The sequence below is a fragment of the Streptomyces zaehneri genome, assembly GCF_032248645.1.
GTDB lineage: Bacteria > Actinomycetota > Actinomycetes > Streptomycetales > Streptomycetaceae > Streptomyces > Streptomyces coriariae.
This window is the reverse complement of the sequence record NZ_JASTTJ010000002.1, coordinates 318,461-343,682: the sequence shown is the minus strand read 5'-3', so window position 1 is coordinate 343,682 and position 25,222 is coordinate 318,461. Positions and strand designations below refer to the sequence as shown.

General features: G+C 72.0%; 21 protein-coding genes. 17 read left to right on the top strand and 4 right to left on the bottom strand.

Annotated features, from left to right (window positions below):
- Positions 1-11 precede the first annotated feature (11 nt).
- The 7 genes from QQM72_RS04330 (at position 12) to QQM72_RS04300 (ending at position 7,528) form a co-directional block, all read left to right on the top strand.
- Positions 12-2,474 (top strand): SpoIIE family protein phosphatase, encoded by a 2,463-nt coding sequence (locus QQM72_RS04330; protein WP_314219424.1) that lies wholly within the window; start codon positions 12-14, stop codon positions 2,472-2,474.
- 82 nt (positions 2,475-2,556) lie between these two features.
- On the top strand, positions 2,557-2,727 hold the full coding sequence (locus QQM72_RS04325; protein ID WP_314219423.1) for a hypothetical protein: 171 nt from the start codon (positions 2,557-2,559) through the stop codon (positions 2,725-2,727).
- Positions 2,724-2,813: a K(+)-transporting ATPase subunit F gene (kdpF, locus tag QQM72_RS04320; RefSeq protein WP_016434100.1), complete on the top strand. Its 90-nt coding sequence runs from the start codon at positions 2,724-2,726 to the stop codon at positions 2,811-2,813. The genes QQM72_RS04325 and kdpF overlap by 4 nt, the downstream gene beginning before the upstream one ends.
- Positions 2,814-2,819: 6 nt before the next feature.
- On the top strand, positions 2,820-4,484 hold the full coding sequence (gene kdpA / locus QQM72_RS04315; protein ID WP_314219422.1) for a potassium-transporting ATPase subunit KdpA: 1,665 nt from the start codon (positions 2,820-2,822) through the stop codon (positions 4,482-4,484).
- A gap of 29 nt (positions 4,485-4,513) precedes the next feature.
- Positions 4,514-6,610: a potassium-transporting ATPase subunit KdpB gene (gene kdpB, locus QQM72_RS04310; RefSeq protein WP_399076071.1), complete on the top strand. Its 2,097-nt coding sequence runs from the start codon at positions 4,514-4,516 to the stop codon at positions 6,608-6,610.
- Positions 6,611-6,615: 5 nt separating this feature from the next.
- The gene (locus QQM72_RS04305; protein ID WP_314219420.1) at positions 6,616-7,284 is read left to right on the top strand and encodes a potassium-transporting ATPase subunit C; all 669 of its coding nucleotides are present in this window, start codon (positions 6,616-6,618) and stop codon (positions 7,282-7,284) included.
- A gap of 40 nt (positions 7,285-7,324) precedes the next feature.
- Complete coding sequence (locus QQM72_RS04300) at positions 7,325-7,528, top strand: hypothetical protein (protein ID WP_314219419.1); 204 nt, start codon at positions 7,325-7,327, stop codon at positions 7,526-7,528.
- 99 nt (positions 7,529-7,627) lie between these two features.
- On the opposite strand, the gene QQM72_RS04295 is transcribed toward QQM72_RS04300, so the two are convergent.
- Both QQM72_RS04295 and QQM72_RS04290 read right to left on the bottom strand, forming a co-directional pair.
- Positions 7,628-8,926: an MFS transporter gene (locus tag QQM72_RS04295; RefSeq protein ID WP_314219418.1), complete on the bottom strand. Its 1,299-nt coding sequence runs from the start codon at positions 8,924-8,926 to the stop codon at positions 7,628-7,630.
- 331 nt (positions 8,927-9,257) lie between these two features.
- A complete protein-coding gene (locus QQM72_RS04290) occupies positions 9,258-10,232 on the bottom strand; it encodes a LysR family transcriptional regulator (RefSeq protein ID WP_314219417.1) in 975 nt (324 codons plus the stop codon).
- 125 nt (positions 10,233-10,357) lie between these two features.
- Here QQM72_RS04290 and QQM72_RS04285 point away from each other — a divergent pair, with 125 nt between their 5' ends.
- The 7 genes from QQM72_RS04285 to QQM72_RS04255 all read left to right on the top strand — a co-directional run bounded on the left by QQM72_RS04285 (position 10,358) and on the right by QQM72_RS04255 (position 17,248).
- Positions 10,358-11,380, top strand: coding sequence for a fumarylacetoacetate hydrolase family protein (locus tag QQM72_RS04285; RefSeq protein WP_314219416.1), 1,023 nt, complete (start codon positions 10,358-10,360; stop codon positions 11,378-11,380).
- Positions 11,377-12,375 carry a cyclase family protein gene (locus tag QQM72_RS04280; RefSeq protein WP_314219415.1) on the top strand — a complete coding sequence of 333 codons (999 nt, stop codon included), beginning with the start codon at positions 11,377-11,379 and terminating at the stop codon, positions 12,373-12,375. Before QQM72_RS04285 ends, QQM72_RS04280 begins: the two co-directional genes overlap by 4 nt.
- A 23-nt stretch (positions 12,376-12,398) precedes the next feature.
- Positions 12,399-13,529 (top strand): FAD-dependent oxidoreductase, encoded by a 1,131-nt coding sequence (locus tag QQM72_RS04275; protein ID WP_314219414.1) that lies wholly within the window; start codon positions 12,399-12,401, stop codon positions 13,527-13,529.
- Positions 13,526-14,533, top strand: coding sequence for an amidohydrolase family protein (locus tag QQM72_RS04270; RefSeq protein ID WP_314219413.1), 1,008 nt, complete (start codon positions 13,526-13,528; stop codon positions 14,531-14,533). The genes QQM72_RS04275 and QQM72_RS04270 overlap by 4 nt, the downstream gene beginning before the upstream one ends.
- A 5-nt stretch (positions 14,534-14,538) precedes the next feature.
- A complete protein-coding gene (locus tag QQM72_RS04265; protein WP_314219412.1) occupies positions 14,539-15,471 on the top strand; it encodes a VOC family protein in 933 nt (310 codons plus the stop codon).
- 62 nt (positions 15,472-15,533) lie between these two features.
- Complete coding sequence (locus QQM72_RS04260; RefSeq protein ID WP_314219411.1) at positions 15,534-16,505, top strand: fumarylacetoacetate hydrolase family protein; 972 nt, start codon at positions 15,534-15,536, stop codon at positions 16,503-16,505.
- Complete coding sequence (locus tag QQM72_RS04255; protein WP_314219410.1) at positions 16,502-17,248, top strand: SDR family oxidoreductase; 747 nt, start codon at positions 16,502-16,504, stop codon at positions 17,246-17,248. Before QQM72_RS04260 ends, QQM72_RS04255 begins: the two co-directional genes overlap by 4 nt.
- Positions 17,249-17,458: 210 nt before the next feature.
- Here QQM72_RS04255 and QQM72_RS04250 read toward each other — a convergent pair whose 3' ends face one another.
- On the bottom strand, positions 17,459-17,989 hold the full coding sequence (locus QQM72_RS04250) for an SRPBCC family protein (RefSeq protein ID WP_314219409.1): 531 nt from the start codon (positions 17,987-17,989) through the stop codon (positions 17,459-17,461).
- A 131-nt stretch (positions 17,990-18,120) separates the two neighbouring features.
- Here QQM72_RS04250 and QQM72_RS04245 point away from each other — a divergent pair, with 131 nt between their 5' ends.
- The gene (locus QQM72_RS04245; protein ID WP_314219408.1) at positions 18,121-19,020 is read left to right on the top strand and encodes a helix-turn-helix domain-containing protein; all 900 of its coding nucleotides are present in this window, start codon (positions 18,121-18,123) and stop codon (positions 19,018-19,020) included.
- Between the two features lie 664 nt (positions 19,021-19,684).
- Entirely contained in the window at positions 19,685-20,062 is a 378-nt protein-coding gene (locus QQM72_RS04240) for a hypothetical protein (protein WP_314219407.1), read from the top strand.
- 14 nt (positions 20,063-20,076) lie between these two features.
- Here QQM72_RS04240 and QQM72_RS04235 read toward each other — a convergent pair whose 3' ends face one another.
- Positions 20,077-22,302 carry a CHAT domain-containing protein gene (locus QQM72_RS04235; RefSeq protein WP_314219406.1) on the bottom strand — a complete coding sequence of 742 codons (2,226 nt, stop codon included), beginning with the start codon at positions 22,300-22,302 and terminating at the stop codon, positions 20,077-20,079.
- Positions 22,303-22,456: 154 nt separating this feature from the next.
- Between QQM72_RS04235 and QQM72_RS04230 the strand changes: the two genes are divergently transcribed.
- Positions 22,457-25,108 carry a CHAT domain-containing protein gene (locus QQM72_RS04230; protein ID WP_314219405.1) on the top strand — a complete coding sequence of 884 codons (2,652 nt, stop codon included), beginning with the start codon at positions 22,457-22,459 and terminating at the stop codon, positions 25,106-25,108.
- Positions 25,109-25,222: the final 114 nt, after the last annotated feature.

Genomic DNA, 25,222 nt, shown 5'->3' with positions numbered 1-25,222 from the left:
GGACGGAACCCATGGATTCTGCGCGAGATGCTTTCGACGCCCCGACGCCCGCGGGACCGCGCGATCTCCTCGACGCGTCCACCGACGCGGCGGCGATCGTGTCCGCGGACGGCGTCGTGGTCGGCTGGACGCGTGCTGCGGAAGCACTGCTCGGCCGCCCGGCGTCGCAGGTCGTCGGCCGCTCGGCCGCGGAGCTGGTGGCGATGGACCGGGACCCGGCACGGGCGGCGGGTGTCGCGGAGCGGTGCCGGGCCGGGATGGGGTGGAGCGGTGTCATCTCCGTACGGCACCGCGACGGCCGCCCCGTCGACGTCGACCTGCGGGTCTCCGCCTCCTTCCGGATCGGCGACGACGAGTGCTTCCTGCTCTCGGCGAGCAGCCGGAGCGAGCGGTGGACGCTGGGCCAGTCCGTCCTCGACGGGTTCCTGACCCGTTCCCCGGTCGGGATGGCGGTGATGGACCTGGAGCTGCGCTATGTGTGGCTGAACGACACGCTGGAACGGTTCGGCGGTGTGCCCCGCGAACAGCGCCTGGGGCGACGGCTGAGCGAGCTGCTGCCCGGACTCGAGGCGGTCGCCATCGAGGGGCTGATGGTCAAGGTCCTGGAGACCGGGGCCCCGGTCACCGACTACGAGTACCTCGGGTGGAGCTGGGCCGACCCGCACCGCCGGCACGCCTACTCCACGTCGTTCTTCCCGCTCGTGGGGGACGACGACTCCGTCACCGGGGTCTGCTACATGGTCCAGGACGTCACCGAGCGGTGGCACGCCCGCCGGCTGCTGTCGCTGGTCAACGAGGCCGGGGCCCGCGTCGGCACGACCCTGGACGTGATGCGCACGGCCCAGGAGCTGGCCGACTTCGCCGTCCCCGGATTCGCGGACTTCGTCATCGTCGACCTCCTGGAGCCGGTGCTCAGCACCGAAGGGCACGGTGCGTGGCTGACCGACGCGGGACCGGCGCCCGCGCGGCCGGTGATGCGGCGCGCCGGGATGTGCTCGGTGCGCGAGGGCTGCCCGGAGGCCGTGGCGCGGATCGGGGACCGGGTGGACTTCCTGCCGCCGCCGCACGACGCCAACCTGCTCATCGACGGCGAGCCGATCCTCATTCCCGTGCTCGATCCCTCCGACGACCTGTGGACCACCGAACAACCCGAACGGGCGGTGAGTATCCGCGAGTTCGGCCTGCACTCCCTCATCTCCGTGCCGATGCGGGCGCGGAACACCGCCCTGGGCCTCGCCACCTTCGTCCGGTCCCTCAACCCCGTCTCGTTCCGGCCCGACGACGTCCTGCTGGCCCGGGAGGTGGTGGCACGGGCGGCGCTCTGCGTCGACAACGCCCGCCGGTACACCCGGGAGCACACGGCGGCGGTCACCCTTCAGCGCAGTCTGCTGCCGCACGCCCTGGCGGGCGGAACGGCGCTGGAGCTGGCCTCCTCCTACCGGCCGGCGGACCCCACCGACGGGGCGTGCGGCGACTGGTTCGACGTGATCCCCCTGTCCGGGGCCCGGGTGGGACTCGTCGTCGGCGACGTGGTGGGGCACGGCATAGCCGCCGCCGCGACCATGGGACGGCTGCGCACCGCGGTCCAGACCCTCGCCGACATGGAGATGCCCCCCGACGAACTGCTGGCCCACCTCGACGACCTCGTGCTCCGGCTGAGCGGTGAGCAGACCGACGACACCAGCGCTCAGCAGGGCGCCACCGCCTTCCTGGGGGCGACCTGCCTGTACGCCGTCTACGACCCGGTCACCCGACGGTGCAAGATGGCGCGGGCCGGACACCCGCCGCCCGTCGTCGTCACCCCCGACGGGCAGGTGTCCTTCCCCGAGCCCCCGGCCGGGCCCCCGCTGGGGCTCGGCGGGATGGCGTTCGAGTCGACGGAGATCGAGCTCGCCGAGAACAGCCTGATCGGTCTCTACACCGACGGCCTGGTGGAGGGGGCCGACCGGGACATCGAACAGGGCATGTCCCGGCTGGGCGAGGTGCTGGCCCGGTCCGACGCCGACCTGGAGACCCTGTGCTCCTCGGCGGTGCGACAGCTCGTGCCGGTGCCCCAGCCGGACGACATCGCCCTGCTCCTGGCGCGCACGCACGCCCTCGGCGCGGAGCACGTCGTCTCCTGGGACGTGCCGGTGGACCCGGCCGCCGTCGCCGACATCCGGGCCCGGGCCACCCGGCAGGTGGAGGCCTGGGGTCTGGGCGATCTGGCCATGACCTCCGAGCTGATCGTGAGCGAGCTGGTCACCAACGCGGTGCGCTACGCCGCGCCGCCCATTCGGCTGCGGATGATCCTCGACGCGCGTCTGACCTGCGAGGTCTCCGACGCCAGCAGCACGGCCCCGCGGCTGAGGCATGCCCGGATCACGGACGAGGGGGGCCGCGGCCTGTTCCTGGTGGCGCAGCTCGCCCACCGGTGGGGCGCCAGGCACACGGCCGACGGAAAGATCATCTGGGCCGAGCAGGAGATCCCGTGACCCGGTCCGCGCCTGCCGCGGACCCCGCCGCCGACCGCCGGCCGTAAGGGCCGCGTCAAAGGCGTGGGCGCCCCCGTCAGGGATGCGTCAACGACGGTCCTTTCCGGCCACGGACGGTGTTCTCTCGACCTGTCCGTACCTCTTTCCGAACCTCTCCAAGGAGTTCGCGATGGCCGATCCGGCCTTCGTCCTCACCACGGTCGCGGTCTTCGCGCTGGTGGCCCTCGTCGCCAAGGGGGTGACCAAGCTGTGACCGCCGAGAACATCGTCGGCCTCGTCGTGGCCGTCGCCCTGCTGGGCTATCTGGTCCTCGCCCTGATCTTCCCGGAGAGGTTCTGAGCGGCCATGGGTCCCGTCCTCGCCGGCGTGCTCCAGCTGCTGGCTCTCATAGCGGCGCTGGCGCTCGCCTACGTCCCCCTCGGCACCCACATGGCCCGGGTCTACTCCTCCGACCGGCACTGGCGCGTCGAGAAGTGGATCTACAAGGGCATCGGTGCCGACCCCGACACCCAGATGCGCTGGCCCGCCTACCTGCGCGGTGTCCTCGCCTTCTCGGCGGTCGGCGTCCTCTTCCTCTACCTGCTCCAGCGGCTCCAGGGACATCTGCCCGGCTCACTCGGCTTCGAGGCGATCGACCCGGACCAGGCGTTCAACACCGCCGCGTCCTTCGTCACCAACACCAACTGGCAGTCTTACTACGGCGAGCAGGCCATGGGCCACGTGGTGCAGACCGCCGGTCTGGCCGTGCAGAACTTCGTCTCCGCGGCCGTCGGGATCGCCGTCGCGGTCGCGCTGGTGCGCGGCTTCGCGCGCTCCCGAACCGGTGAACTCGGCAACTTCTGGTCGGACCTGGTACGCGGGACCGTCCGTGTCCTGCTGCCGCTCGCCGTCGTCGCCGCGATCGTCCTGGTCGCCTGCGGCGCCGTGCAGAACTTCTCCGGCATCCACGAGGTCGGCCGGTTCATGGGCGGCTCGCAGCAGTGGAACGGCGGTGCGGTCGCCTCGCAGGAGGCCATCAAGGAGCTGGGCACCAACGGCGGCGGCTACTTCAACGCCAACTCCGCCCACCCGTTCGAGAACCCGACCCCGTTCACGAACCTCTTCGAGATCTTCCTGCTGCTGGTGATCCCGCTCGCGCTGACCCGCACCTTCGGCGTCATGGTCGGCTCCGTCAGGCAGGGTTACGCGATCCTCGCGACCATGGCCACCGTCTGGGTCGGCTTCACGGCTCTGATGATGTGGACCGAGTTCGCCCACCACGGCCCCGCGCTGGAGCTCGCCGGCGGGGCGTACGAGGGCAAGGAGGTCCGCTTCGGCGTCGGCTCGTCCTCGATCTTCGCGGTGGCGACCACGCTCACCTCGACCGGCGCGGTGGACTCCTTCCACTCCTCCTTCACCGGCCTGGGCGGCGGCATCACCCTGCTCGGCATGATGCTGGGCGAGATCGCGCCCGGCGGTACCGGATCCGGCCTGTACGGCATGCTGATCATGGCGGTCGTCGCGGTGTTCATCGCCGGTCTGATGGTCGGCCGGACCCCCGAGTACCTGGGCAAGAAGATCGGCACCCGCGAGATCAAGTTCGCGGCCCTGTACATCCTCGTCACCCCCGCCCTGGTGCTCGTCCTCACCGCCGCCGCGATGGCCCTGCCCACACCGGGCGACTCCATGACCAACTCCGGCGCGCACGGCTTCTCCGAGATCCTCTACGCCTACACCTCGGCGTCCAACAACAACGGCTCGGCCTTCGCCGGTCTGAACGCGGGCACGCAGTGGTTCAACAGCAGCCTGGGCGTCGCGATGCTCCTCGGCCGCTTCCTGCCGATGGTGTTCGTGCTGGCCATGGCCGGCTCGCTCGCCGAACAGAGGCCGGTCCCGGCGACGGCGGGCACCCTGCGTACCGAAAAGCCCTTGTTCACCGGCCTGTTGGTGGGCGCGATCCTGATCATCACCGGCCTGACCTACTTCCCCGCGCTCGCGCTGGGACCGCTCGCCGAAGGGCTGGCGTCATGACCACCGACGTGACGAAGCAAGAGGACCCGATGTCCACAGCCGTCCCCACGCGGGCGCCGCACCAGGATGTGCCGACCGGTCACCAGGACCAGGGCCGCGTAGGGGCGGGCCTGTTCGACCCCGGGCAACTCGTCAGGTCCCTGCCGGAGGCCTTCCGCAAGCTCGATCCGCGGGTGATGGTCAAGTCGCCCGTGATGTTCGTGGTGTGGATCGGCTCCCTGCTGACCACCGTCTTCTCCGTCAAGGACCCGGGCGACTGGTTCGGCTGGACCATCAGCGCCTGGCTGTGGCTGACCGTGCTCTTCGCCAACCTGGCGGAAGCCGTCGCCGAGGGCCGGGGCAAGGCGCAGGCCGACACCCTGCGCAGGTCCAAGACCGACACGGTGGCCCGACGGCTCGCCGGGGACTGCGAGGAGCCGGTCCCGGGAACCGAGTTGAGGGTCGGCGACCTCGTCGTCTGCGAGGCCGGTGACGTCGTCCCGGGTGACGGTGACGTCGTCGAGGGTGTCGCGAGCGTCGACGAGTCGGCGATCACCGGTGAGTCGGCGCCCGTCATCCGCGAGTCCGGCGGTGACCGCAGCGCCGTCACCGGTGGCACGAAGGTCCTCTCCGACCGGATCGTCGTCAGGATCACGACGAAGCCGGGCGAGACGTTCATCGACCGGATGATCAGCCTGGTCGAGGGCGCGGCCCGGCAGAAGACGCCGAACGAGATCGCGCTGAACATCCTGCTCGCCTCGCTCACGATCGCCTTCCTGCTGGCGGTGGCGACGCTGCCGCCCTTCGCGGACTACGCGGGCACGCACCTGACGATGGTCGTGCTGGTGGCGCTGCTGGTCTGCCTCATCCCCACCACGATCGGCGCGCTGCTCTCCGCGATCGGCATCGCGGGTATGGACCGGCTGGTGCAGCGGAACGTCCTGGCCATGTCCGGCCGGGCCGTCGAGGCCGCGGGGGACGTCTCGACCCTGCTGCTCGACAAGACCGGCACCATCACCCTGGGCAACCGCCGGGCCGCCGGGTTCGTGCCGGTACGCGGCACCACCGGGGCCGAACTCGCCGACGCCGCCCAGCTGTCGTCCCTGGCCGACGAGACGCCGGAGGGCCGTTCCGTCGTCGTCCTGGCGAAGGAGGGGTACGGGTTGAGGGAGCGCCACCAGGGCGAGCTGTCCGGCGCGGGGTGGATCGCCTTCACCGCCCGGACCCGGATGTCGGGCGTGGACGTCGACGGGCGCAGGATCCGCAAGGGCGCGGCCGGTTCGGTCGTCGCCTGGGTGCGGGAGCGGGGCGGTGAGGTGTCCGAGGACGTCGGCGCGCTCACCGACCGGATCTCAGAGGCGGGTGGCACGCCGCTGCTCGTGGCCGTCGAGGACGCCGACGGCGCACGGGTGCTGGGCGTCGTCCACCTCAAGGACGTCGTCAAGGACGGCATGCGTGAGCGGTTCGACGCACTGCGCCGGATGGGCATCAGGACCGTCATGATCACGGGCGACAACCCGCTGACGGCGAAGGCGATCGCCGAGGAGGCCGGTGTCGACGACTTCCTCGCGGAGGCGACCCCCGAGGACAAGATGGCGCTCATCAAGCGGGAGCAGGCGGGCGGCAAGCTCGTCGCGATGACCGGCGACGGCACCAACGACGCCCCGGCTCTCGCCCAGGCCGATGTCGGGGTGGCGATGAACACGGGTACGTCGGCCGCGAAGGAGGCCGGCAACATGGTCGACCTCGACTCCGACCCGACCAAGCTCATCGAGATCGTCGAGATCGGCAAGCAACTCCTCATCACCCGGGGCGCGTTGACGACGTTCTCCATCGCCAACGACGTCGCGAAGTACTTCGCGATCATCCCGGCGCTGTTCGCGGCGGTCTACCCGGGCCTGGACCGGCTCAACATCATGGGCCTGACCTCCCCGGACTCCGCGATCCTGGCCGCAGTCGTCTTCAACGCGCTGATCATCATCGCCCTGGTCCCGCTGTCCCTGAGGGGCGTGCGGTACCGGCCGGTGAGCGCGGACAGGATGCTCCGCCGCAACCTGACGATCTACGGCCTCGGCGGCCTGGTCGCGCCCTTCGTCGGGATCAAGCTCATCGACCTGCTCATCTCCCTCATCCCCGGGATCGGCTGAACGCCATGAACAACTCCCTGACCAACACCGCCCGGTTGCTCGGGGCGGGCCTGCGCGCCCTGCTCGTGCTGACCCTGGTGACCGGTGTCCTCTATCCGCTGGTCGTCACCGGCATCGCCCAGGGGCTGTTCGGCGGCAGGGCGAACGGCTCCGAGATCGAGGCGGACGGCAGGGTCGTCGGCTCCTCGCTCATCGGGCAGTCGTACAACCTGCCGCTCAAGAAGGGCCAGGAGACCCCGGAGCCCGACCTGAAGTGGTTCCAGGGCCGCCCGCAGAACGGCCTCGGCACCAACAGCGTCAACACCCGGTACAAGCTGATCCTGTCCGGCGCCACCAACCGGTCCGCGGACGACCAGGACCTGATCGACTGGGTGACCGCCGCCAAGGCGGCCGTCGTCAGGGACAACTCGACCGCCGGCTACCGGGTCCGCCCCTCCGACGTGCCCGCCGACGCCGTCACGTCCTCGGGATCCGGCCTGGACCCGGACATCTCCCCGCAGTACGCGGACATCCAGGTCCATCGGATCGCCGAGCGCAACGGCCTGTCCGTCGCCCGGGTCCAGCGGCTGGTCGACGAGCACACCGACGGCCGCACCCTCGGCTTCATCGGCGAGCCCCGGGTGAACGTCCTGGAGCTCAACATCGCGCTCGAAGACCTCGCGGCCAAGGGCTGATGGCGTCACGCGACGCGTGGGGAGCCGGCGGGATCCGGGAATGGTCCGGGTCCCGCCGGCGACTCCGCCCGAGGCCTGTACCGCGCCGTGCGCGATCTCCCGTGCCATGGCCTGCGCCGAGTCGGCGTGGCGCGCGTCCCCGGGGTCCGTCACCATCGCCGACCTGGCAGGCGACGTAGACTCCGACTACGGGAGTGGCGCCCTCGCCGGCATCGGCGCCTGGCTGGGCCCGGCCGACTCCTGAGCTGCGGCGCCCCGCGTCCCGCCGCTCGCGCGCGGGAAGATCGTCAGCCGTCAGCCGTCAGCCGTCAGCCGTCAGCCGTCAGCCGTCAGCCGTCAGCCGTCAGCTCGCGGCGAGGGGTACCCGCCGGCGGCCGGCGAGGCCGAGAGCGACCGCCCCCACGGATCCGGCGAGGGCGAGCACGCCCAGCGCTCCTGTCAGGCTCCCGACGGCCGAGGTCAGCGCGAGGACCACGAGTGGGCAGATGAACTGGCCGATGAAGAACGAACCCGTCCACAGTCCGGTGCCGCGGCCGCGGTCGGCGTAGTCGAGCCTCGACAGGGCGAGGGTGAGCAGGCTCGGCAGCATGATGCCGCCGCCGAAGCAGTTGATCATGGCGCCGACGGTCAGGACGACGGGAGAAGGGGCGAGCCAGATCACGGCGAAGCCGAGTGCGCACAGGGCGAAGACGGCGGGCAGCCAGGCGTCCGCGGTGCGGCCGAGCCGGGTGAAGACGACCGCGCCGATCACGGTCGCGAGGCTGGAGGCGGCGATGGCGAGGCCGATCATGCCGGGGTCGGTCACGCCCATGTCGTCGAGGAGGAAGGCCATCTCCACCTGGACGGTGTAGAAGAGGACGGCGCCGAAGACGGTGAGCGCGCACGTCCCGGCCAGCGGCCGCCAGGGGAAGGCGCGCCCGGCCGGCTCCGGGGGTGCGGCAGGGGCGGAGCCGGTGGTCGCGTCGGCGGGCGCGACGGTGGAGGGTGCGGTGGTGTCGCCGGTCGGCCGGGGGCGGGGCAGGAAGGCGGCCATGGCGGGGGCGAGGAGCAGGCTGACGGCGTAGGCCCAGAACGGTGTGCGCCAGCCGGCCGATCCCGCCGCGCCGCCCAGCACGAAGAAGGCCGTCGCGGAGATCGAGGCGCACATCGTCTGCATGGCGAGGTAGCGGTCGCGTTGCCGGCCGGAGTAGTAGTCGCCGATCAGTGTGGTGCAGCAGGTCATGATGGCGGCTTCGACGACACCGACGAGGGCGCGGCTTGCGACGACGGCGCCGAGGGAGTCCAGCCACAGCGGAGCGGTGCCGACGACGGCGTAGAACGCGGTGGCGATCACGAGGAGGCGTTTACGGCCGAGCCGGTCGACGACGACGCCGGCGAAGGGCGCCAGCAGTGCCAGGGAAAGGGCCGGGATCGTCAGGGCCATGGGGACCAGCGCCTCGACGCCGGGTGTGCCGGCGAAGTGGTCCCGCATCCGCGGCAGGACGGGAGCGATGAGCACGGCGCCCAGGATGGGCAGGCAGCTGCCGGCCATCAGCATTGTGATGCGAAGCCGGTGGCCGGCTCCGGACACGGGCTGCTCGGACGGCGCGTCCTCGACGGCGGCGAGGGGCGGGGACGGCAAGGGAGGCACGGGTGCGGGCATGCGGGAACTCCACCTGGCGTATCGGGAGGGGGACGGGGGCGCGGCCGTCTCGATGAGACCGCCCGGAACACATGGCGGATCCGGAACTCGGGGCAGGTCCGGAACACCACATGGCCGATCCGGAACTCGGGGCGGCTCCGGAGCGCGCGGCGGGGCCGGAGCGTGGGGGCACCGATGATCGCCGTGGCGTCGCGAAGGTCCGGCTCACCGGGGTCTGCGCCGCCCCGGCGGCGGTGAGCGGTGCGGCTCCGGTGCCGGGTTGAGACGACTATGAGGTACCGCGCAGGACCTGCCTAGCCCCCGGCCGATCGAGATCGAAGATGTGGATCATTCATGCCCTGGATGCGGCTGATGCGGCTGATGCGGCCGATGCGGCTGATCTGGCCCGGGGGCCGGATGCGGGCGCGCTCAGCTCCGCTCCCACGCGGGCCGCGGTGTCGCGCAGCCACATGTGCGCCGCGTCGTGGGTGTGGACCGGGTGCCACCACAGGGCTTCCTGGAGGGGGACCACCTCGTACGGCGCCGCCATGACCCGTACCGCGGCCACCCCGCGCAACTGCTCGGCCAGTCGCTGCTGCACCAGGGCGATCCGGCGGGTGCCGGCCACCAGGAACGGCAGCACCTGGAAGCTGTCGACGGAGACCTCGACGCGCGGTTCGATGCCGAGCATGCTCAGCTGGCGGGCGGCGGGGGCGTCGTAGGTGCGCTGGTAGGTGACCCAGGGCAGCCGTGCCAGGTGGTCCATGGTCAGCCGGTCGCCCACCTCGTCGTTGGTGTCGGCGACGAGAAAGGCCCAGCCGTCGGTGAACAGCTCGACGGTGGGGAAGCCGCTGATGACGCCGTGCGGCATCAGCAGTCCGTCGGCCGTGCTGAGCAGGTTCGCCGTCTCCTCCGTCACATCGGTCGGAGGCCGCTGGAAGCGCAGCCGCACGCCGGGAGCCTCGGCGTGCACGGTCCGGGCGAGTTCGGCGCCGAACACGGCGACGGCGTAGTCGGAGGAGAGCAGGGTGAACTCGTGCTCCTCGCCGCCCGGAACGAACTCGGCCCTGCTGCTGAACACCCTTTCCAGCAGGTCACAGGCGGTGGCGGTGCGGTCGAGCAACGCCCGTCCCAGGGCCGTGAGCTCGTACTGGCCGCCGACGCGGGAGAGCAGCTCGTCGTCGAAGTGGCGGCGCAGACGGGCCAGGGCCGCGCTCATGGCGGGCTGGCTGAGCCCGATGCGCTGCCCGGCCCGGGTGACGTTGCGTTCCTCCAGCAGCGCCCGCAGGGACAGGACGAGGTTGAGATCGAGGCCGGACAGGTACACAACGCCTCCACACCGAGGCCGCCACAGGCGACTTTATTCATGCGATGGATGATCGATATCCAAAGAATCGATTTCCCAGATTACGAGAGGTGGGGCCAGATTAGTCGCATCGCAATCAGGAGGACATGTCAGTGAAACCCGCAGCCCCTTCCGCGTCCTTCTCCGGACCCTTCGCCCTCGGCACCCTCTCCGCCCCTGACCAGGCGTCTTTCCCCGGCCTCGTGGTCCCCGAAGGGCGGGTGCTGGACCTTCGTACCGCCTTCGGCGACCCCGCCCTGACGACCCGGCGGCTCTTCGAGCGCTGGGACGAGGTGCTGCCGCGCCTGGGCGCCCTCGCGGCGAACGGCACCGACAGCCACACCGACACCGCCGACGCCTGGCAGCCGCTCGACGGACTGCGGGTGCACGCTCCGCTCGAGCCCCGCCAGGTCTTCCAGTCCGGGGCCAACTACCGGCAGCACGTGATCGACCTGGAGGTCGCCCACCGCGCGCCCGACGACCCGCGCACACCGGAAGCGGCCCGTGCGGAGATCGCCGAGGTCATGGACCGGCGGGCGGCGGAGGACCTGCCGTACGTGTTCATCGGTCTGCCGAGCGCGATCACCGGCCCCTACGACGACGTCGTTCTGCCCTCCTGGGCCGAACAGCCCGACTGGGAGCTGGAGTTGGCGGTCGTCATCGGCAGGCCGGCCTACCGGGTGTCCGTGTCGGAGGCCCTGGCGCACGTCGCCGGGTACACGATCGCCAACGACCTCACCGACCGTGCCACCGTCTTCCGTCGGGACATGAAGGCCATCGGCACGGACTGGCTGCGCAGCAAGAACGCGCCCGGCTTCACCCCACTCGGCCCCTGGATCGTGCCGGCCGCGTCGATCGCCGACCCGGGCGACCTGCGGGTCACCCTGAAGCTGAACGGCGAGACCATGCAGGACGAGTCCACCAGGGACATGCTCTTCGGTATCGCCCGGCTGGTGTCGTACGCCTCGCAGACCGCCCGGCTCCTGCCCGGTGACCTGGTGTTGACGGGCTCACCGGCCGGCAACGGCATGCACTGGGGACGGCTGCTGCGCGACGGTGACGTCATGGACGGCTCGATCACCGGGCTCGGTGCCCAGCGCACCCGCTGTATCGCGCGGGAGGCGTCGTGAGCCCGGACCGCCACGACCCCGAGGGCGCGATCGCCGAGGCGGCCAAGTCCTATTCCAACTGGGGGCGTTGGGGCGAGCACGACGTGCTGGGCACCCTGAACTTCCTCGACGAGGCGAAGCGCCGCGAAGGCGCCGCACTGGTCCGCCGGGGAGTCAGTTTCTCACTCGCGCAGTCCTTCGACATGAACGGCCCGCAGAAGGGCTGGCGGCGGCGCACCAACCCGGTGCACACCATGCTCGACACCGGCACCGACGCCGCCCTCGGCACCCAGGGCTTCCCGCACGGCATCGGCGGCGCCGACGACGTGATCGCGATGCCGCTCCAGTGCTCCACCCAGTGGGACGGGCTCGGCCACATCTTCGACCACGGCAAGGCGTGGAACGGCCGGCCGGCCGAGCAGGTCGTCACCTCGGACGGCGACCTCGTCACCGGCATCGAGCACATGGCGCCGTACGTCGCGGGACGCGGGGTCCTCCTCGACGTCGGCCGAGTCATCGGAACGGGTGGGGGCACCTCCCGTTCGAGCGGAGCCGAGAGCGGGGGAGAGCTGCCCGACGGGTTCGCCATCACCGAGGAGCACCTCGCCGCGACCGCCGACGCGCACGGCGTGGCGGTCGGCCGCGGGGACATCGTCGTCGTGCGGACCGGACGGCTGGCCCGGGCCCGGCGCGAGGGCTGGGGCGACTACGCGGGCGGCGACTCGCCCGGCCTGTCCTTCACCACGGCCGGCTGGCTGCACCGCACCGAGATCGCCGCGATCGCCACCGACACCTGGGGCTTCGAGGTACGGCCGAACGAGTTCGACGCGGCCTTCCAGCCCCTGCACCAGGTCGCCATCCCCAACATGGGCCTGCTCATCGGGGAGATGTGGGACCTCGACGCGCTCGCCGCCGACTGCGCGGCGGACGGCCGGTACGCGTTCTGGCTCACCGCCGCGCCCCTGCCCATCACCGGAGCCGTCGGCTCACCCGTCAACCCGGTCGCGGTCAAGTAGCCCGCGTGACAAGGGAGCTTCCCATGACCACACCCCGCACGGTCCTCGTCATCGGCGGCGGCGCCGCGGGCAGCGCCGTGACCGTCCTGCTGCGGCGCGCCGGCGTCGCCGTGGACCTGATCGAGGCCAGGCCCGACTGGAACGCCACGACCGGCTCCGGCATCACCCTCCAGGGCAACGCCCTGCGCGTGCTGCGCGACCTCGGGGTCCTGGACCAGGTCGCATCCTCCGGCTGGGCCTTCGGCTCGCTGGGCGTCGTCACTCCCGACGGCACCGTTCTCCACGAGGCCGAGGACATCCGGACCGGCGGTGACGACCTGCCCGCCACCTTGGGCATGCAGCGGCCCCGGTTGCAGCAGATCCTCATCGACGCCGTCCGCGCCAGTGGCGCCGGCGTCCGCCTGGGCACCACCGCCGAGACCCTGGAGCAGGACGCCGAAGGCGTCTCGGCGCGCTTCAGCGACGGCTCCACCGCCCGGTACGACCTGGTGATCGCCGCCGACGGACTCAACTCCGCGACCCGCGCCGCCATCGGCATCACGGCGAGACCCGAGCCGACCGGCATGGCCATCTGGCGCACCACCGCGCCGCGCCCCGCGGGCCTGGTGCGCACCGACCTGGCCTACGGCGGCCCGGCGTACATCGCCGGCTACTGCCCGACCAGCGAGCACACCCTCTACGCCTACGTCGTCGAGGCGTGCCGCGACCGCGCCTCGATCGATCCGGCCCGCTACGCCGACGAGATGCGCCGGCTCACGCGGGGATACGGCGGCCACTGGGCCGAGATCACCCCGCACATCACGGACCCGGCGAAGGTCAACTACACCTGGTTCGACCGGCTGCTGGTCGAGGGCTCCTGGCACCGCGGCCGGGTGGTGCTGGTCGGCGACGCCGCGCACTGCTGCCCGCCCACCCTCGCGCAGGGCGCGGCCATGTCCCTGGAGGACGCCTCCGTCCTCGTCGAACTCCTCACCGCCGGCCGGGACTGGGACGACGACCTGCTCCAGCGGTACCACGAGCGCCGCATCCCCCGGGTGCGGGCCGTGGTCGAGGCGTCCGTGCAGCTCGGGCAGTGGCAGCTGGACGGCGTCCGCGACGCCGACGTGCCGGGCCTGATCGGCCGGACGATGACGATGCTCAAGGAGCTGCCGTGACCGACCGGACGTCGCCGACCGTCGACGTGCACGCCCACGTCCTGCTCCCCGAGGTCGACGCCCTCGTCGCCGGGCTTCCCGGACTGACCGCGGCCAGGGAGCTGGACGCCCGGCGCAACGGCCCCGCCTCCCTGGCCGTCAGCGGCCCCATGGTCCGTGAGCGCCTCCCGCGGCTGACCGATGTCACCGTACGGCTGGCCGCCATGGACGCGCAGGGCGTGGACGTGCAGCTGGTCAGTCCGTCACCCTCGCACTACCACCACTGGGCGGACGAGGAGACCGCCGAGAAGCTGTACCGGCTCGCGGGTGAGGCGACCGCCGCGCACTGCGCCCTGGCGCCCGACCGGCTGAAGGGGCTCGGACTCGCTCCGCTCCAGCACCCGGACCTGGCCGTACGCGCCCTCGAACACGCCCTGGAACAAGGCCTGTCGGGAGTCGAGATCTCCTCCCACGCCCAGGGCCGGGAACTGTCCGACCCGGCGTACGAACCCTTCTGGGCGCGGGCCGAGGAGACCGGCGCGATCCTCTTCCTGCATCCCTTCGGCTGCACGCTCGACGAGCGGCTGGACCGCTGGTACCTGTCCAACACCGTGGGCCAGCCGACCGAGAACGCGGTCGCCCTCTCCCACCTGATCTTCTCCGGGGTGCTGGACCGGCACCCCGGCCTGACGCTGATCGCCGCACACGGCGGCGGCTATCTGCCCACCCACATCGGCCGCTCCGACCACGCCTGGTCGGCGCGCGCCGACGCGGGAGCCGGCTGCGCCCACCGGCCCAGCAGCTACCTCAGGCGGCTGTACTTCGACTCGCTGGTCCACGACCCGCACGTCCTGCGGGAGTTGATCCGCGCGGTCGGCGCAGACCGCGTACTCCTCGGCTCGGACTTCCCCTTCGACATGGGCACCGAGGACCCCGTCGGCGCGCTGCGCGCGGCCCGGCTGCCCGACGCCGACTTCCACGCCGTACGAGGCGGCAACGCCGCCGCCCTCCTCCGGAAGGACTGACCCCCATGCGTCTGCTCACCCACCTGCGGCACGTCGACCTCGCCGTGCCCGACTACGACAGGCAACTCGACTTCTACGCCGGCGTCTGGGGCCTGACCAAGGTCGCCGAGGACTCCGGGATCTCCTTCCTGGCCGCCGAGGGCAGCCCCGAGAACTACGTCGTACGACTGCGCAAGGCCGACGAGAAGCGCCTCGACCTGATCTCCTACGGCGCGGCGAGCCCGGCGGACGTGGACACCCTGGCCGAGCGACTCCTCGCCGGGGGCGTCCGGCTGGTCACGCGGCCGGGCAGGATCGAGACCCCGGGCGGCGGCTACGGATTCCGCTTCTTCGACGTCGACGGCCGCACCGTCGAGGTCTCGGCGGACGTCGGGACCCGGCAGCACCGCAAGATCGAGGAGAAGGAGGCCATCCCGGTCAAGCTCTCGCACGTCGTCCTCAACTCCCCCGACCTGAACGTCACTCGGGAGTGGTACGAACGCCACCTGGGCTTCCGGCTCTCCGACACCCTCATGCATCCCCGGATGGGTGAGGCCATGCACTTCATGCGGATCAGCAACCAGCACCACTCCATGGCGATCGCCCAGGGCCCGCACACCTCGCTGCACCACGTCTCCTTCGAGATGCGCGGTATCGACGAGTACCTGCGCGGCTCCGGCCGGGTGATCCGCTCGGGGGCCCGCAAGCTCTGGGGCCCGGGGCGGCACACGGCAGGCGACAACACCTTCACCTACTTCCTCGACCCGCAGGGCAACACCGTCGAGTACACGACGGAGCTGGAGCTGCTCGACGAGGACACCTGGCACCCGCACGTCTACGACTTCTCCCGGCCCGAGATCGCCGACCAGTGGGGCACCGCCAACCCCATGAACGAACTCGTCGCCAAGGAGTCGTTCAACGACGTCGACCGCGGCGTGTTCGTCGCCCCGCCCGTCTGACCCCCCGCCCCCCTCAGAGGCACCCCGCCACCCCCGAGCCACCCCGGAGCCTGGAGCCGTCCATGCGTTTCGCCACCTACGAACACCAGCACCGGCGCCGGGTCGCCGTCGTCGACGAGGACGGCACCCTCCGTCCGGTGCCCGGCGCGCGCTCGCTCACGGAGCTGATCCGGTCCGGCGACGGCCTCGACGCGCTGCTCGGCGTCGGCGCCGCCGCCCTCGGCGCTCCGGCCGGACCCCAGGTGTCCGAGGTGCGGCTGCTGCCGCCGCTGGAGCCGCCCACCGTGCGGGACTTCGTCACCTTCGAGGAACACGTGGAAGGGGTACGGCGGTCCGTGGACGGGGCCGGCGGGGTGCCGGAAGCCTGGTACGACGCCCCGACGTTCTACTTCACCAATCCGTACGCGGTGGTCGGCGCCCACGACGACGTGCCGGTGCCGCCGGGCAGCCACCTCCTCGACTTCGAGCTGGAGGTCGCGGCGGTCGTCGGCCGCGAGGGACGGGACCTCAACTCCGAACAGGCACGGGACCACATCATCGGTTACACGGTCTTCAACGACTGGTCGGCCCGGGACCTCCAGTCCCGGGAGATGCAGGTCCGCCTCGGCCCGTGCAAGGGAAAGGACACGGCCGCCACCCTCGGGCCGTACCTGGTCACCGCGGACGAGCTGGAGCCGTACCGGGACACCGAGGGCTTCCTGCGCCTGGCACTGACCGCCGCCGTGAACGGCGAGGTCGTCGGCGAGGACCTGCTGTCGAACATGAGCTGGACCTTCGAGGAGATGGTCGCCTACGCCTCGCGGGGCACCGTCGTCCGCCCCGGCGACGTGCTCGGCTCGGGCACCTGCGGCAACGGCGGCTGCCTGGCGGAGCTGTGGGGGGTACGCGGACAGCAGTCACCGCCGCCGCTGAAGCCCGGTGACACGGTCACCCTCACCGTGGAGGGCATCGGCACGGTCTCCAACACGGTGGTGGCGGGCGCCGATCCGGTGCCGCTCCCCGCCGCCCGACGCCGTACCCGGGAGCGGCCGTGAGCGGTCCGCACCGGGGGAGGCTCCTCGGCAAGGTCGTGGTCGTCACCGGCGCGGCCCGCGGCCAGGGCGCGGCACAGGCCGCGGCCCTGGCCCACGAGGGTGCCCGGGTCGTCGCCACCGACGCCCGGCCGACGGGCGACTGCCGGCGCCTCGACGTCACCGGCGAGGACGACTGGGCCGAACTGGCCGCGGCCCTGCGGGAGTCGTACGGCGAGGTGCACGGCCTGGTCAACAACGCGGGCATCACCTGGCGCGCCCGCCTCGGTGACGTACGGCCCGAGGACTTCGCCCGCGTCCACGCCGTCAACGTCACCGGACCGCTGCTCGGCATCCAGCACCTGGCACCGCTGATGCCGCCGGGTTCCTCCATCGTCAACGTCGGCTCCGCCGCCGCCCTCACCGGCCACTACCCGGTCGCCTACACGGCGAGCAAGTGGGCCCTGCGCGGCCTGTCGAAGAGCGCGGCGACGGAGCTCGGCCCGCGCGGCATCCGCGTGAACACGATCCACCCCGGCTTCATCGAGACCGAGATGACCGCCTCCGCCGCGCCCGCCTTCCGCGACGCGAACGTCCGCGAGACACCGCTCGGCCGCACGGGCACCGCGCACGAGGTCGCCCCGCTCGTGGTGTTCCTGCTGTCCGACGAGGCCTCCTTCATCACCGGCGCGGAGATCCCCGTCGACGGCGGCCTCACCGCGCACGGCGGCGTGAAGTCCGTCTCCGACGCCCTGCGTGGTCCATGACGCAGTGGGACGCCCCGGCCTCATGGACCACACCGCCACGGAAGGCCCGGCTCGGCTTCGCCAGGGACGGCGCGGGCCGCTGTGGCCGAGGACGGCCGGCCTCGCGGTACTTCCACCGTCAAGGTGCTGCCGCCGTGCCTCCTCGCCGTTCGCGGACGCCGCGTCCGGAGCCGCGTCCGGAGCCGGCCCCTGCGGCGGCGGCCCGCGCTGTCAGCGGGTGCGGCGGTCGGCGAGGGTGCGGCGGTCGGCGATCCACTCTGCCAGGGCGAGCAGGGTGGACTCCGCGCTGTCGGCCATGTGCTCCCGCAACGAACGGACGTCCTGGAGGGTGTCGCCCAGGACCGGGTCGGCGCGCAGCAACTGCCAGGACTGCCGGACGACGCTGCCCCGGCCCTGCTTCTGGAAGTGCCAGTCCCAGCGCACGATGCCGTGGTCGGCTCCACCGACGACGAAGGCGAACGCGGTGCCCGGCTCGGCCCGCACCACCTCGGAGTGGGTGACCCATTCGCGTCCGTCCCGGCGGTTGCGTCCGCTGAACCGGGCACCGACCCACGGACCGTCGCCCGGCGCGTAGCTCACCCCGCCGGCGCTCGGACTCCACGTCTCGATCAGTGACACATCGCTGATCAGGCCGTAGACGGAGTCCGGCGGCGCGTCGACCCAGCAACGCCGGGTGAAGGCGAAGGGAGTCAGGTCGAGCCCGGCCAACGGGTTGCGGGGTTCGGAGGTGGTGGCGCTCATGGATTCTCCCGGAAGCGGTGAAGAGGAACGCGGCCCATCCTGGAGACCGGGGCCGGGCCGAGCCAGACCCCGCCGATCCCTACCCCGGCGGGGTGAGGCGCGGGTCGTCGGCGGTGCGCATACTCGGTGCCATGACCAAGCACGGGCACCTCGCCGAGTTCCTCCAGGCACGCCGTGGCCAACTGCGGCCCCAGGACGTCGGGTTGCAGACCTACGGTGAGCGGCGCCGGGTTCCTGGGCTGCGGCGGGAGGAGCTCGCGATGCTCGCGGGCATCAGCGCGCCCTACTACACCCGCCTGGAACAGGGCCAGTCACGCAACGCCTCGCGCGAGGTGCTCGACGCCGTGGCGAGCGCCCTGCGCCTGGACGAGTCCGAGCGTGCGCATCTGCACACCCTGGCCCGTACGCCAAGGCGGTCGAGGGCCGCCGGCCGGCCGCCCGTCGAACGCGTCCCGCCGGCAACGAGCGCGCTGCTGGCGGCCATCGAGGGCACACCGGCCGTCGTCATCGGCCGCCGCAGCGATGTCCTGGCCTGGAACCGGCCGGGACACGGGCTGTTCGCGGGTCATCTCGATCCGGACAGCCCCGACGACCCGGGCCGACGGCCGAACATGGCCAGGCTGGTGTTCCTCGACGCGCACACCCGCGAGCTGTACAGCGACTGGCCCGCCAAGGCCCGTGCCGTGGTGGGCAATCTGCGCCTGACGGCCGGCCGCTTCCCGGACGATCCGCTGCTTGCCGCACTGATCGGCGAACTGGCCATGCACAGCCCGGAGTTCGCCACGATGTGGGCCGATCACCGGATCCAGGCCTGCGATGTCGCCGACTACGAGATGCGCCACCCGCTGGCCGGGACGCTGGCGGTCACCCAGCAGACCCTCCAGAGCCCGCAAGGATGCGGACCGTCCCTGGTGGTGGCCACGGCCGCCCCCGGCTCCCCGTCCGCGACAGCCCTGACCCTGCTCGTCCACACCACCGCACCGCGGGAATCGACCCGGCCGCGCCACGGCACCGAAACCCGCACCACCTGACCCGAGCCCCTCCGCCGCCCGAGGGCGCCCGGCGCGTACGCATCCGCCGGAGCGTCCCGCTGCCGGGCTGTCCACCACCTCGTCGGGCTGTCCACATGGCCGGACGGCCCCACACCCGCCGGTCGGAGGGTCCCACGGCCGCCCGCCGGCCGGCAGCACGAGCACGGCCGCCCCCGAAGCATCTCTCGTCCTCGCCCTCGCCCTCGTCCTCGCCCTCGCCCTCGCCCTCGTCCTCGCCCTCGTCCTCGGCACCGCGCCCGCGGCTGCCGCATGCACCAGCACCACCGTCCTGGACGCCGCCGACGGACTTCACAACCCCACCTCCGTAGCGCTGCGCGGCAACGACGTGTACGTGCTCAGCGCCGCCTACACCACGGCCACCGACCCCAACCTGCTGCGCGCACGCCTGAGCGGGCGCCCGTAGATCCCGGCCCCGAGGGGATCGACCTGAGTGTCGTGCCGTCTCCCGGTCGATGATCCGGCTGTTCGGTCCGAGTTGCTCGGCGACGGCGGGCTCGGCAGCCGCGCACCGGACAACTCCGCGGGCTCGCCGTCCACCGAGGCCCGAATTCGGGGCAGGAAAAGGGAAAAAGGGTTACGACGGGCATCGGTGCCGGTACCGTTCTCGGCTTGCCGTGTGAGTGGCTCGACGGATGGAGGGGCAATGCAGGTGTCGGCACTGAGCCTTTGGGGGGCCGGAGCTTTCGGCCTGGTCATCGGATGGATCGCCTACCGGACGCTGAGACGTTCCCAAGGGTCGCGGGTCGGCGATCTGGTGACGGTGATCGCAGCCCTCGGCGGTGGTGCCGTGGTCGACACCCGGTTCGCCGACCCCGAACTGTTCGCCACCTATGGCTTCGGCCTTGCTTCGGGCTTCTTCGGTTACTTCGCCGTCGCGTTCTGGGTGGACCGGTCGGAGCGCAAGGCGGACGAGCGGTCCGCACTGGCCGAGGCCGGGCGGGCGCCGGCCGAAGCGCCTGTGCCGTCCCAGGTCGGGTCCCGCCCCGGTGACTGGATGGGAGACGGCGTGCGCGAGACCTGACGCACACGCGTCGCTCAGGCGGGGGCCGGGCGGAGTCTGAGCGCGTTCGAGCAGTACGCGGTGTAGGCGAGACCCAGCAGGTTGCCCTTGCGCAGCAGCACGGTGCGCGCCGTGTGCAGGGCCGAGCCGACGGAATGCCCGGCCAGCACTGCCTGCCAGAAGAGCTCGGCCACCTCGCCCGCCAGCGCCTGATGCACGGAGATCTCGGTACCGACGACACCGGACGCGCTGAGACCGGTGAAGGCGTCGACGAAACTGAGCCAGGTGGCCGGCTCGGTGTCCACGGTGTGACACCCGTTGAGGAACACGAGGGGAGCCTTCTCGCTCCAGTCCGTCCATGTGGTCGCGCGCGCGGCCAACGCCTGCGGGGTGATCCGCTCGTTCTCTCCGATCTCCAGCACCGTGGTGCTCGGTGCCTCCAGGTCGGCCCGGGAGTTGCGGCCGTGGCAGTAGAAGTAGACGCAGTCCGAGGTGTCGGACAGTGCGGCGAACAGGGTCTCGCGGCCCTGACAGTCGACGAGCCGGCCGTCGAACTGCGTGCGGAGTCTTTCCATGTGGCGGCTGGACTCGGTGGGGTTGAGCGCCAGACTGCGGGCGATCGTCACGTCCGGCGCCCCGGCGCCCCCTCCCGCGAGCAGCGTCAGGCGCTGACCGGGCGGGCGCGACGGGGGCTGCTCGATCAGATGCCGGTAGCCCCAGAAGCCGTACGGGCAGAGCGTGTTGAGCTGATGGGAGGCTTCCCCGGGGCAAACACGGGTGCTGTCGGGAAGGTCGCCGTCCAGACCGCTCTCGCACACCGTCCACGCGACGTCGGGGTCGACCGGGATGTCATAGATCAAGGCCCAGGGGAAGACCAGGTCCTGCTGCTCCTGGCGGCAGACCTGGATGCTCGCCGACGCGCCCAGCACGCTGCGCAGCGCTTCCCGCTGCGGACGACGGGGGGCCAGCAACAGCAGCAGGTCCCAGCCCAGGGCGGCGAGGCGTTCCAGATCGGCGCGGAAGCCGTCCCACGGCTTGCCGTTGTCCGGGTCCAGCAGGTTGCTGCGTACGCCCGGTGTCCTCTCCTCGGCGTGGACCGCCATGAGCGCCCTGCGCACGCGGCCCAGAGCTCCCGCCACCTGGGACTCGGTCAGCCAGAAGGCGCTCACCGGCTTGGCCGCGCCGTCGACGTCGACCGCGATCGAGCCGTCGAGCGCCCGCGCGACACGGATGTGTGCTGTCCGAGCCGGGAGGTCGCAGAACCCCACGAAGCCTGGGGCGAGGGTGTAGTCGACCAGCGCCGAGGTGGCGCCGCCCGGGCCCTCCTGTGGTGACACCCGGAACGTGACCGACGCCGACTGCAGTTGGTTCCCACGATGCGCGACCAGCAGGCGCATCCTGGCCGGCCCCGGTTCCCGGGGGGCGACGAGAGGCACGTGCAGATGGTCTCCGCGTTGCTGCGGCGTGCAGGAGTGCGGTTCGTCCGGGGAGCAGTGGCAGACCCAGCTGTTGCCCTTGGCAGGCAGGAACAGGTTGTGGTGATCGGGGGGTACGTCGAAGTCGTCGCTGCGTACGGAGACGGTCAGCCAGTGGCCGTCGGGGGAGGGGCGCAGCAGATCGGCCGGAAAGGCGGGGGACCGCTCGGCGAGCAGACTGGCCGTGGACAACGCGCCGATGTCCACCAGGAGTTCGTAGGGCCGGCCCGCGCCGAGGGCGAAGTCCGCGGGAACCACGCGACGGGAAAGGGGCCAGGTGAGGGCCAGGTTCAGAAACCGGTCGGCCGTGCTCTCGGTGTCGGTCCGGGGGCTCGGGGATCCGGTGACGGTGCCGAGGTCCGGGGGGCTCGTCGGCGAAGCGTCCCACTCGAAGTCGTCCTGCTCGGCGAGGTCCCTCTCCATCCCTTCCGGCTCCTGATCCTGCGGTTCGCGGTCCTCCGGCTCGTGGACGTCCGGTCGGTGGGCCGGCCGGCTGTCGTCCGGTCCCGCAGGGACAGCCGGCTGGGCGACGCCTCGCTGCTCCTGCTCGTAGCGCCGCAGGAAGGCGTCCCAGAGCCCGGCGGCCCCTTCGTGATCGACCAGAATCTCGTCCAGCGCCCGCTCGAATTCCTCGGCTGTCAACTCCCGCTCTTGCAGCAGGTTTTCGAGGGCCTGGCGGGCGTCCTGCTCCAACTCCGCGCTGCCCCAGTGGGGCGATTCCCTGAACGCGCGAAGCCTCGCCTCGGCGGGGTGCCTGGGTTCCTGCGCATACGTGACGACGCTCATGAGGTACGACGCTCCCCAGGGGGCGGCCGTTCGCCGGACGGCGGGGACGGGTGGGTATGCAGGGATACTGGCATGGTTGTGCACGACGCACGGGCCAATGAGCTCATTCGAGCACTCGACTGTGCGGACGCCTGGTGGCCGGGGAGGCGAGGACGTGACGGATTCGACGCGTGATCTGGCCATCCGCCTGGACTGGGGGGATACCCCACGCAGGGTCACCGCCCGGGTCGAGGGGAGCGACCGCCGGGCGCTGCCGCCGGACGCTGCCGCGTCTGTGGGCCGCGCCCTGCCCGGCTTGTGGGAGTCCGACGACAACGACTATCTGCGCGCGCTCCTGACGAAGGTGCTGTTCCCACCGGGCGTCCGGCGTCGTTTCCGCACCGAGGTGGAAGCACTCGACCGCCGAGGCGGGACGCTGCGCATCCGGCTCCGGCTGCCCCTACCGGTCGACGAACAGCCGTTGTCTCTGCCCGAGTTGCGCTGGGAGAGCGTCCGGGTGCCGGGAGCCGACGCGGGTCCGGGTGTCTGGGACGCCTGGGTGCGGGACCCGAGCTCGGCTCCCGCACCGTACGGAGAACTGGGCACCGACGCCCGGTTCACCCTCGTACGGGAGGTCGAGACCCCCTCGGTGACGGACAGGCGGGCGGACCGCCCGCTCGGGCCGGTCGTGATCGCGGACGCCACCGGCGTGTACGGGCACGTCCGGACGCCCACGGGAACGCATGAGTTTCCCCGCCCGGGAGACCAGGACCTGGCGGCCGCCGACAGCCGACTGGTGGAGACGGCGTTGGACGGCTCGCACCTGACGGTCGCCAGGGCGCAGTCACCCGCCACGGCGGACACGATCCGTCAACGGCTCATCGGGGCCGGGGCGTTCTACTTCGGCGGGCATCACAGGGAGGGCGGTCTCGTGGTCGCGGAACGACCGGGATCGGCCCGGGGCGTCTTGCTCGACGGCGAGAGCCTCTCCCGGTGGCTGGTGGACCACGAGGTGCCCCTGGCCGTGCTGCTGGCCTGCGAGAGCGCGAGCGGGGCGGCAGCGACCGGCTCGGCATCAGCGCCGCTGTCCCTGGCCGAACGCCTGGCGCGGGACGGCGTGGACCACGTGGTGGCCGTTCACGGCATGGTGAACCACGCGCAGGCGGCACGGTTCGCCGGCGCCTTCTTCGCGGGCCTCGCGCAAGGACACGACATCGACGTCGCGCTCCGCCGGTCGGCTGGAGCATTCGTCGCGACCAGAGCCGTTCCGGTCCTGTACACCTGCCGCCGGGACGGCGACTTCTCCGTCGGTCTGCGCCGTCGGCCGCGTCCGTCCGGACTCTCCACCGCCGCTCACCGGATCGCCACAGGCGCGGATTCGCAGGCAACGGCGGCGCCCGACGAACGCTTCAGGGTGTCGCTGGAGACGCGGTGGTGCCTGACCGCACCCCCGCCGCCGGACCCCGCGGAACCGTTCCCCCGGGCGTCGTCCCTGTTGTGGGACGTGCTGGCCGATCCTTCCGGCGGCGACCTCGCACAACCCCTGAACGACTTCGAGAGGACGCTGCACCAGACGAGACTCGACGCGGGTCTGGACCCGTTCGAGCCGCGGCACTGGTACGTGTACGACCACGACGAGCATCCGGACCGTGCGACCGCCGGACTGACCGCCGTCCTCACCCCGCCGTACATCCGCCGTCACCGGAGCCGGAACACGCCTCCACCGCCCGACCGAGGGGTCGGCCTGGTCGTGCGCAAGCGGGCGCGGGCGGCGCCGGACCACGGATTCATCGACGATCTGAGGCAACTCGCCAACGCCGAATGGGATCTGCGGATGGTCGTGGTGCAGATCCACGGAGCCGGCGAGCGGACCGACACCGTCCGGGAAGCCGCTCAAGAGGTCGCGCGCGACCTGGGGATCGGCGAGTACCTGCTGCGGGCGCGCACTCCAGGTGGCATCGAGGAACCGACCGCCCCGATCCTTCCCGTGCGGAGCGGGACCGCGTCCTCAGAGCCCGCGGCCGAACTGTGGCGGACCGTCACCGACGCCGCCTCCTCGCTGGTGGCTGCTGCCGCCGCGCCGCTGGACGCCGAGGCGGTCGTGGACGACCTCAACCTGACCGATCGCTGGGGCGACGTGTCGCAGGAGACGGACCGGCTGCGCAAGCTGGCGCTGTCGTGGCCGGCCGGGTACCGGAAGCTGTCGGCCGCGCACGCCGCGCGGCGGGTTGGCCCCGCCCGGTACGCGTCACTGTGTCTGGCCGCCGCCGACGACGCCGACCTCGGGCGCTGGCTCAGTGCCGGGTCCGCGGGGCAGGGGCTGCCGGTTCCCGGCTCCTTCCGGGGGCTCAGGCTGGAGTCCGGCGTCGTCGACGCCTTTGTGTTAGGTCTCCTTCGCACCGGAGCGGACCATGACGCAGTCTTCGCCGCCTGGGAGCGCGAGGGGCCGTCGCCCGCCGTGCGGCGGGCCCTGGAGGTGGCCCGGGTGCGGTCCGCGGACGGCGCGGCGCACATCACCGAGGCCGAACTGTGGGACGCCGACGTGGCGATCGCCCTGGACCGGGCGGGACTGGTGCGCCGGGACATCCGCGAACTGGACCCCGGGGGCGGCTGCCCGGGCAGCTGGGCGCTGTTGGCGCGACGCCGGCCGACCGAGGCGGACGCCAGGTGGCTGTGCGGCATGAAGCCGGCCATGCGCCGTCTGGCCGGACTGGAACCGGATGACGGCCCGTACGACCACAGACATCAGCGGAATCTCCTGGAACACCGGGGCGCGCTGCGGCCGCTGCTGCCGCAGCCCGGCGGATCCACCGTATTGCACGGCTGATTCGGGCGAACACACCGATGGGCGGCAGTTCACTCAATATTCTGATCGAGGATCACTTCCGGACACGACGGGAACGCGCCCGGACATGATCCGAGGATCGCCCTCGGCCCCGGA

What these genes read in the sequence shown, in the direction of transcription:
- QQM72_RS04330 (WP_314219424.1), top strand. Translation starts at nt 12, where the DNA reads ATGGATTCTGCGCGAGATGCTTTCGACGCCCCGACGCCCGCGGGACCG.
- QQM72_RS04325 (WP_314219423.1), top strand. Translation starts at nt 2,557, where the DNA reads ATGCGTCAACGACGGTCCTTTCCGGCCACGGACGGTGTTCTCTCGACC.
- kdpA (WP_314219422.1), top strand. Translation starts at nt 2,820, where the DNA reads ATGGGTCCCGTCCTCGCCGGCGTGCTCCAGCTGCTGGCTCTCATAGCG.
- kdpB (WP_399076071.1), top strand. Translation starts at nt 4,514, where the DNA reads ATGTCCACAGCCGTCCCCACGCGGGCGCCGCACCAGGATGTGCCGACC.
- QQM72_RS04305 (WP_314219420.1), top strand. Translation starts at nt 6,616, where the DNA reads ATGAACAACTCCCTGACCAACACCGCCCGGTTGCTCGGGGCGGGCCTG.
- QQM72_RS04300 (WP_314219419.1), top strand. Translation starts at nt 7,325, where the DNA reads ATGGTCCGGGTCCCGCCGGCGACTCCGCCCGAGGCCTGTACCGCGCCG.
- QQM72_RS04295 (WP_314219418.1), bottom strand. Translation starts at nt 8,926, where the DNA reads ATGCCCGCACCCGTGCCTCCCTTGCCGTCCCCGCCCCTCGCCGCCGTC.
- QQM72_RS04285 (WP_314219416.1), top strand. Translation starts at nt 10,358, where the DNA reads ATGTCAGTGAAACCCGCAGCCCCTTCCGCGTCCTTCTCCGGACCCTTC.
- QQM72_RS04275 (WP_314219414.1), top strand. Translation starts at nt 12,399, where the DNA reads ATGACCACACCCCGCACGGTCCTCGTCATCGGCGGCGGCGCCGCGGGC.
- QQM72_RS04265 (WP_314219412.1), top strand. Translation starts at nt 14,539, where the DNA reads ATGCGTCTGCTCACCCACCTGCGGCACGTCGACCTCGCCGTGCCCGAC.
- QQM72_RS04260 (WP_314219411.1), top strand. Translation starts at nt 15,534, where the DNA reads ATGCGTTTCGCCACCTACGAACACCAGCACCGGCGCCGGGTCGCCGTC.
- QQM72_RS04250 (WP_314219409.1), bottom strand. Translation starts at nt 17,989, where the DNA reads ATGAGCGCCACCACCTCCGAACCCCGCAACCCGTTGGCCGGGCTCGAC.
- QQM72_RS04245 (WP_314219408.1), top strand. Translation starts at nt 18,121, where the DNA reads ATGACCAAGCACGGGCACCTCGCCGAGTTCCTCCAGGCACGCCGTGGC.
- QQM72_RS04240 (WP_314219407.1), top strand. Translation starts at nt 19,685, where the DNA reads ATGCAGGTGTCGGCACTGAGCCTTTGGGGGGCCGGAGCTTTCGGCCTG.
- QQM72_RS04235 (WP_314219406.1), bottom strand. Translation starts at nt 22,302, where the DNA reads ATGAGCGTCGTCACGTATGCGCAGGAACCCAGGCACCCCGCCGAGGCG.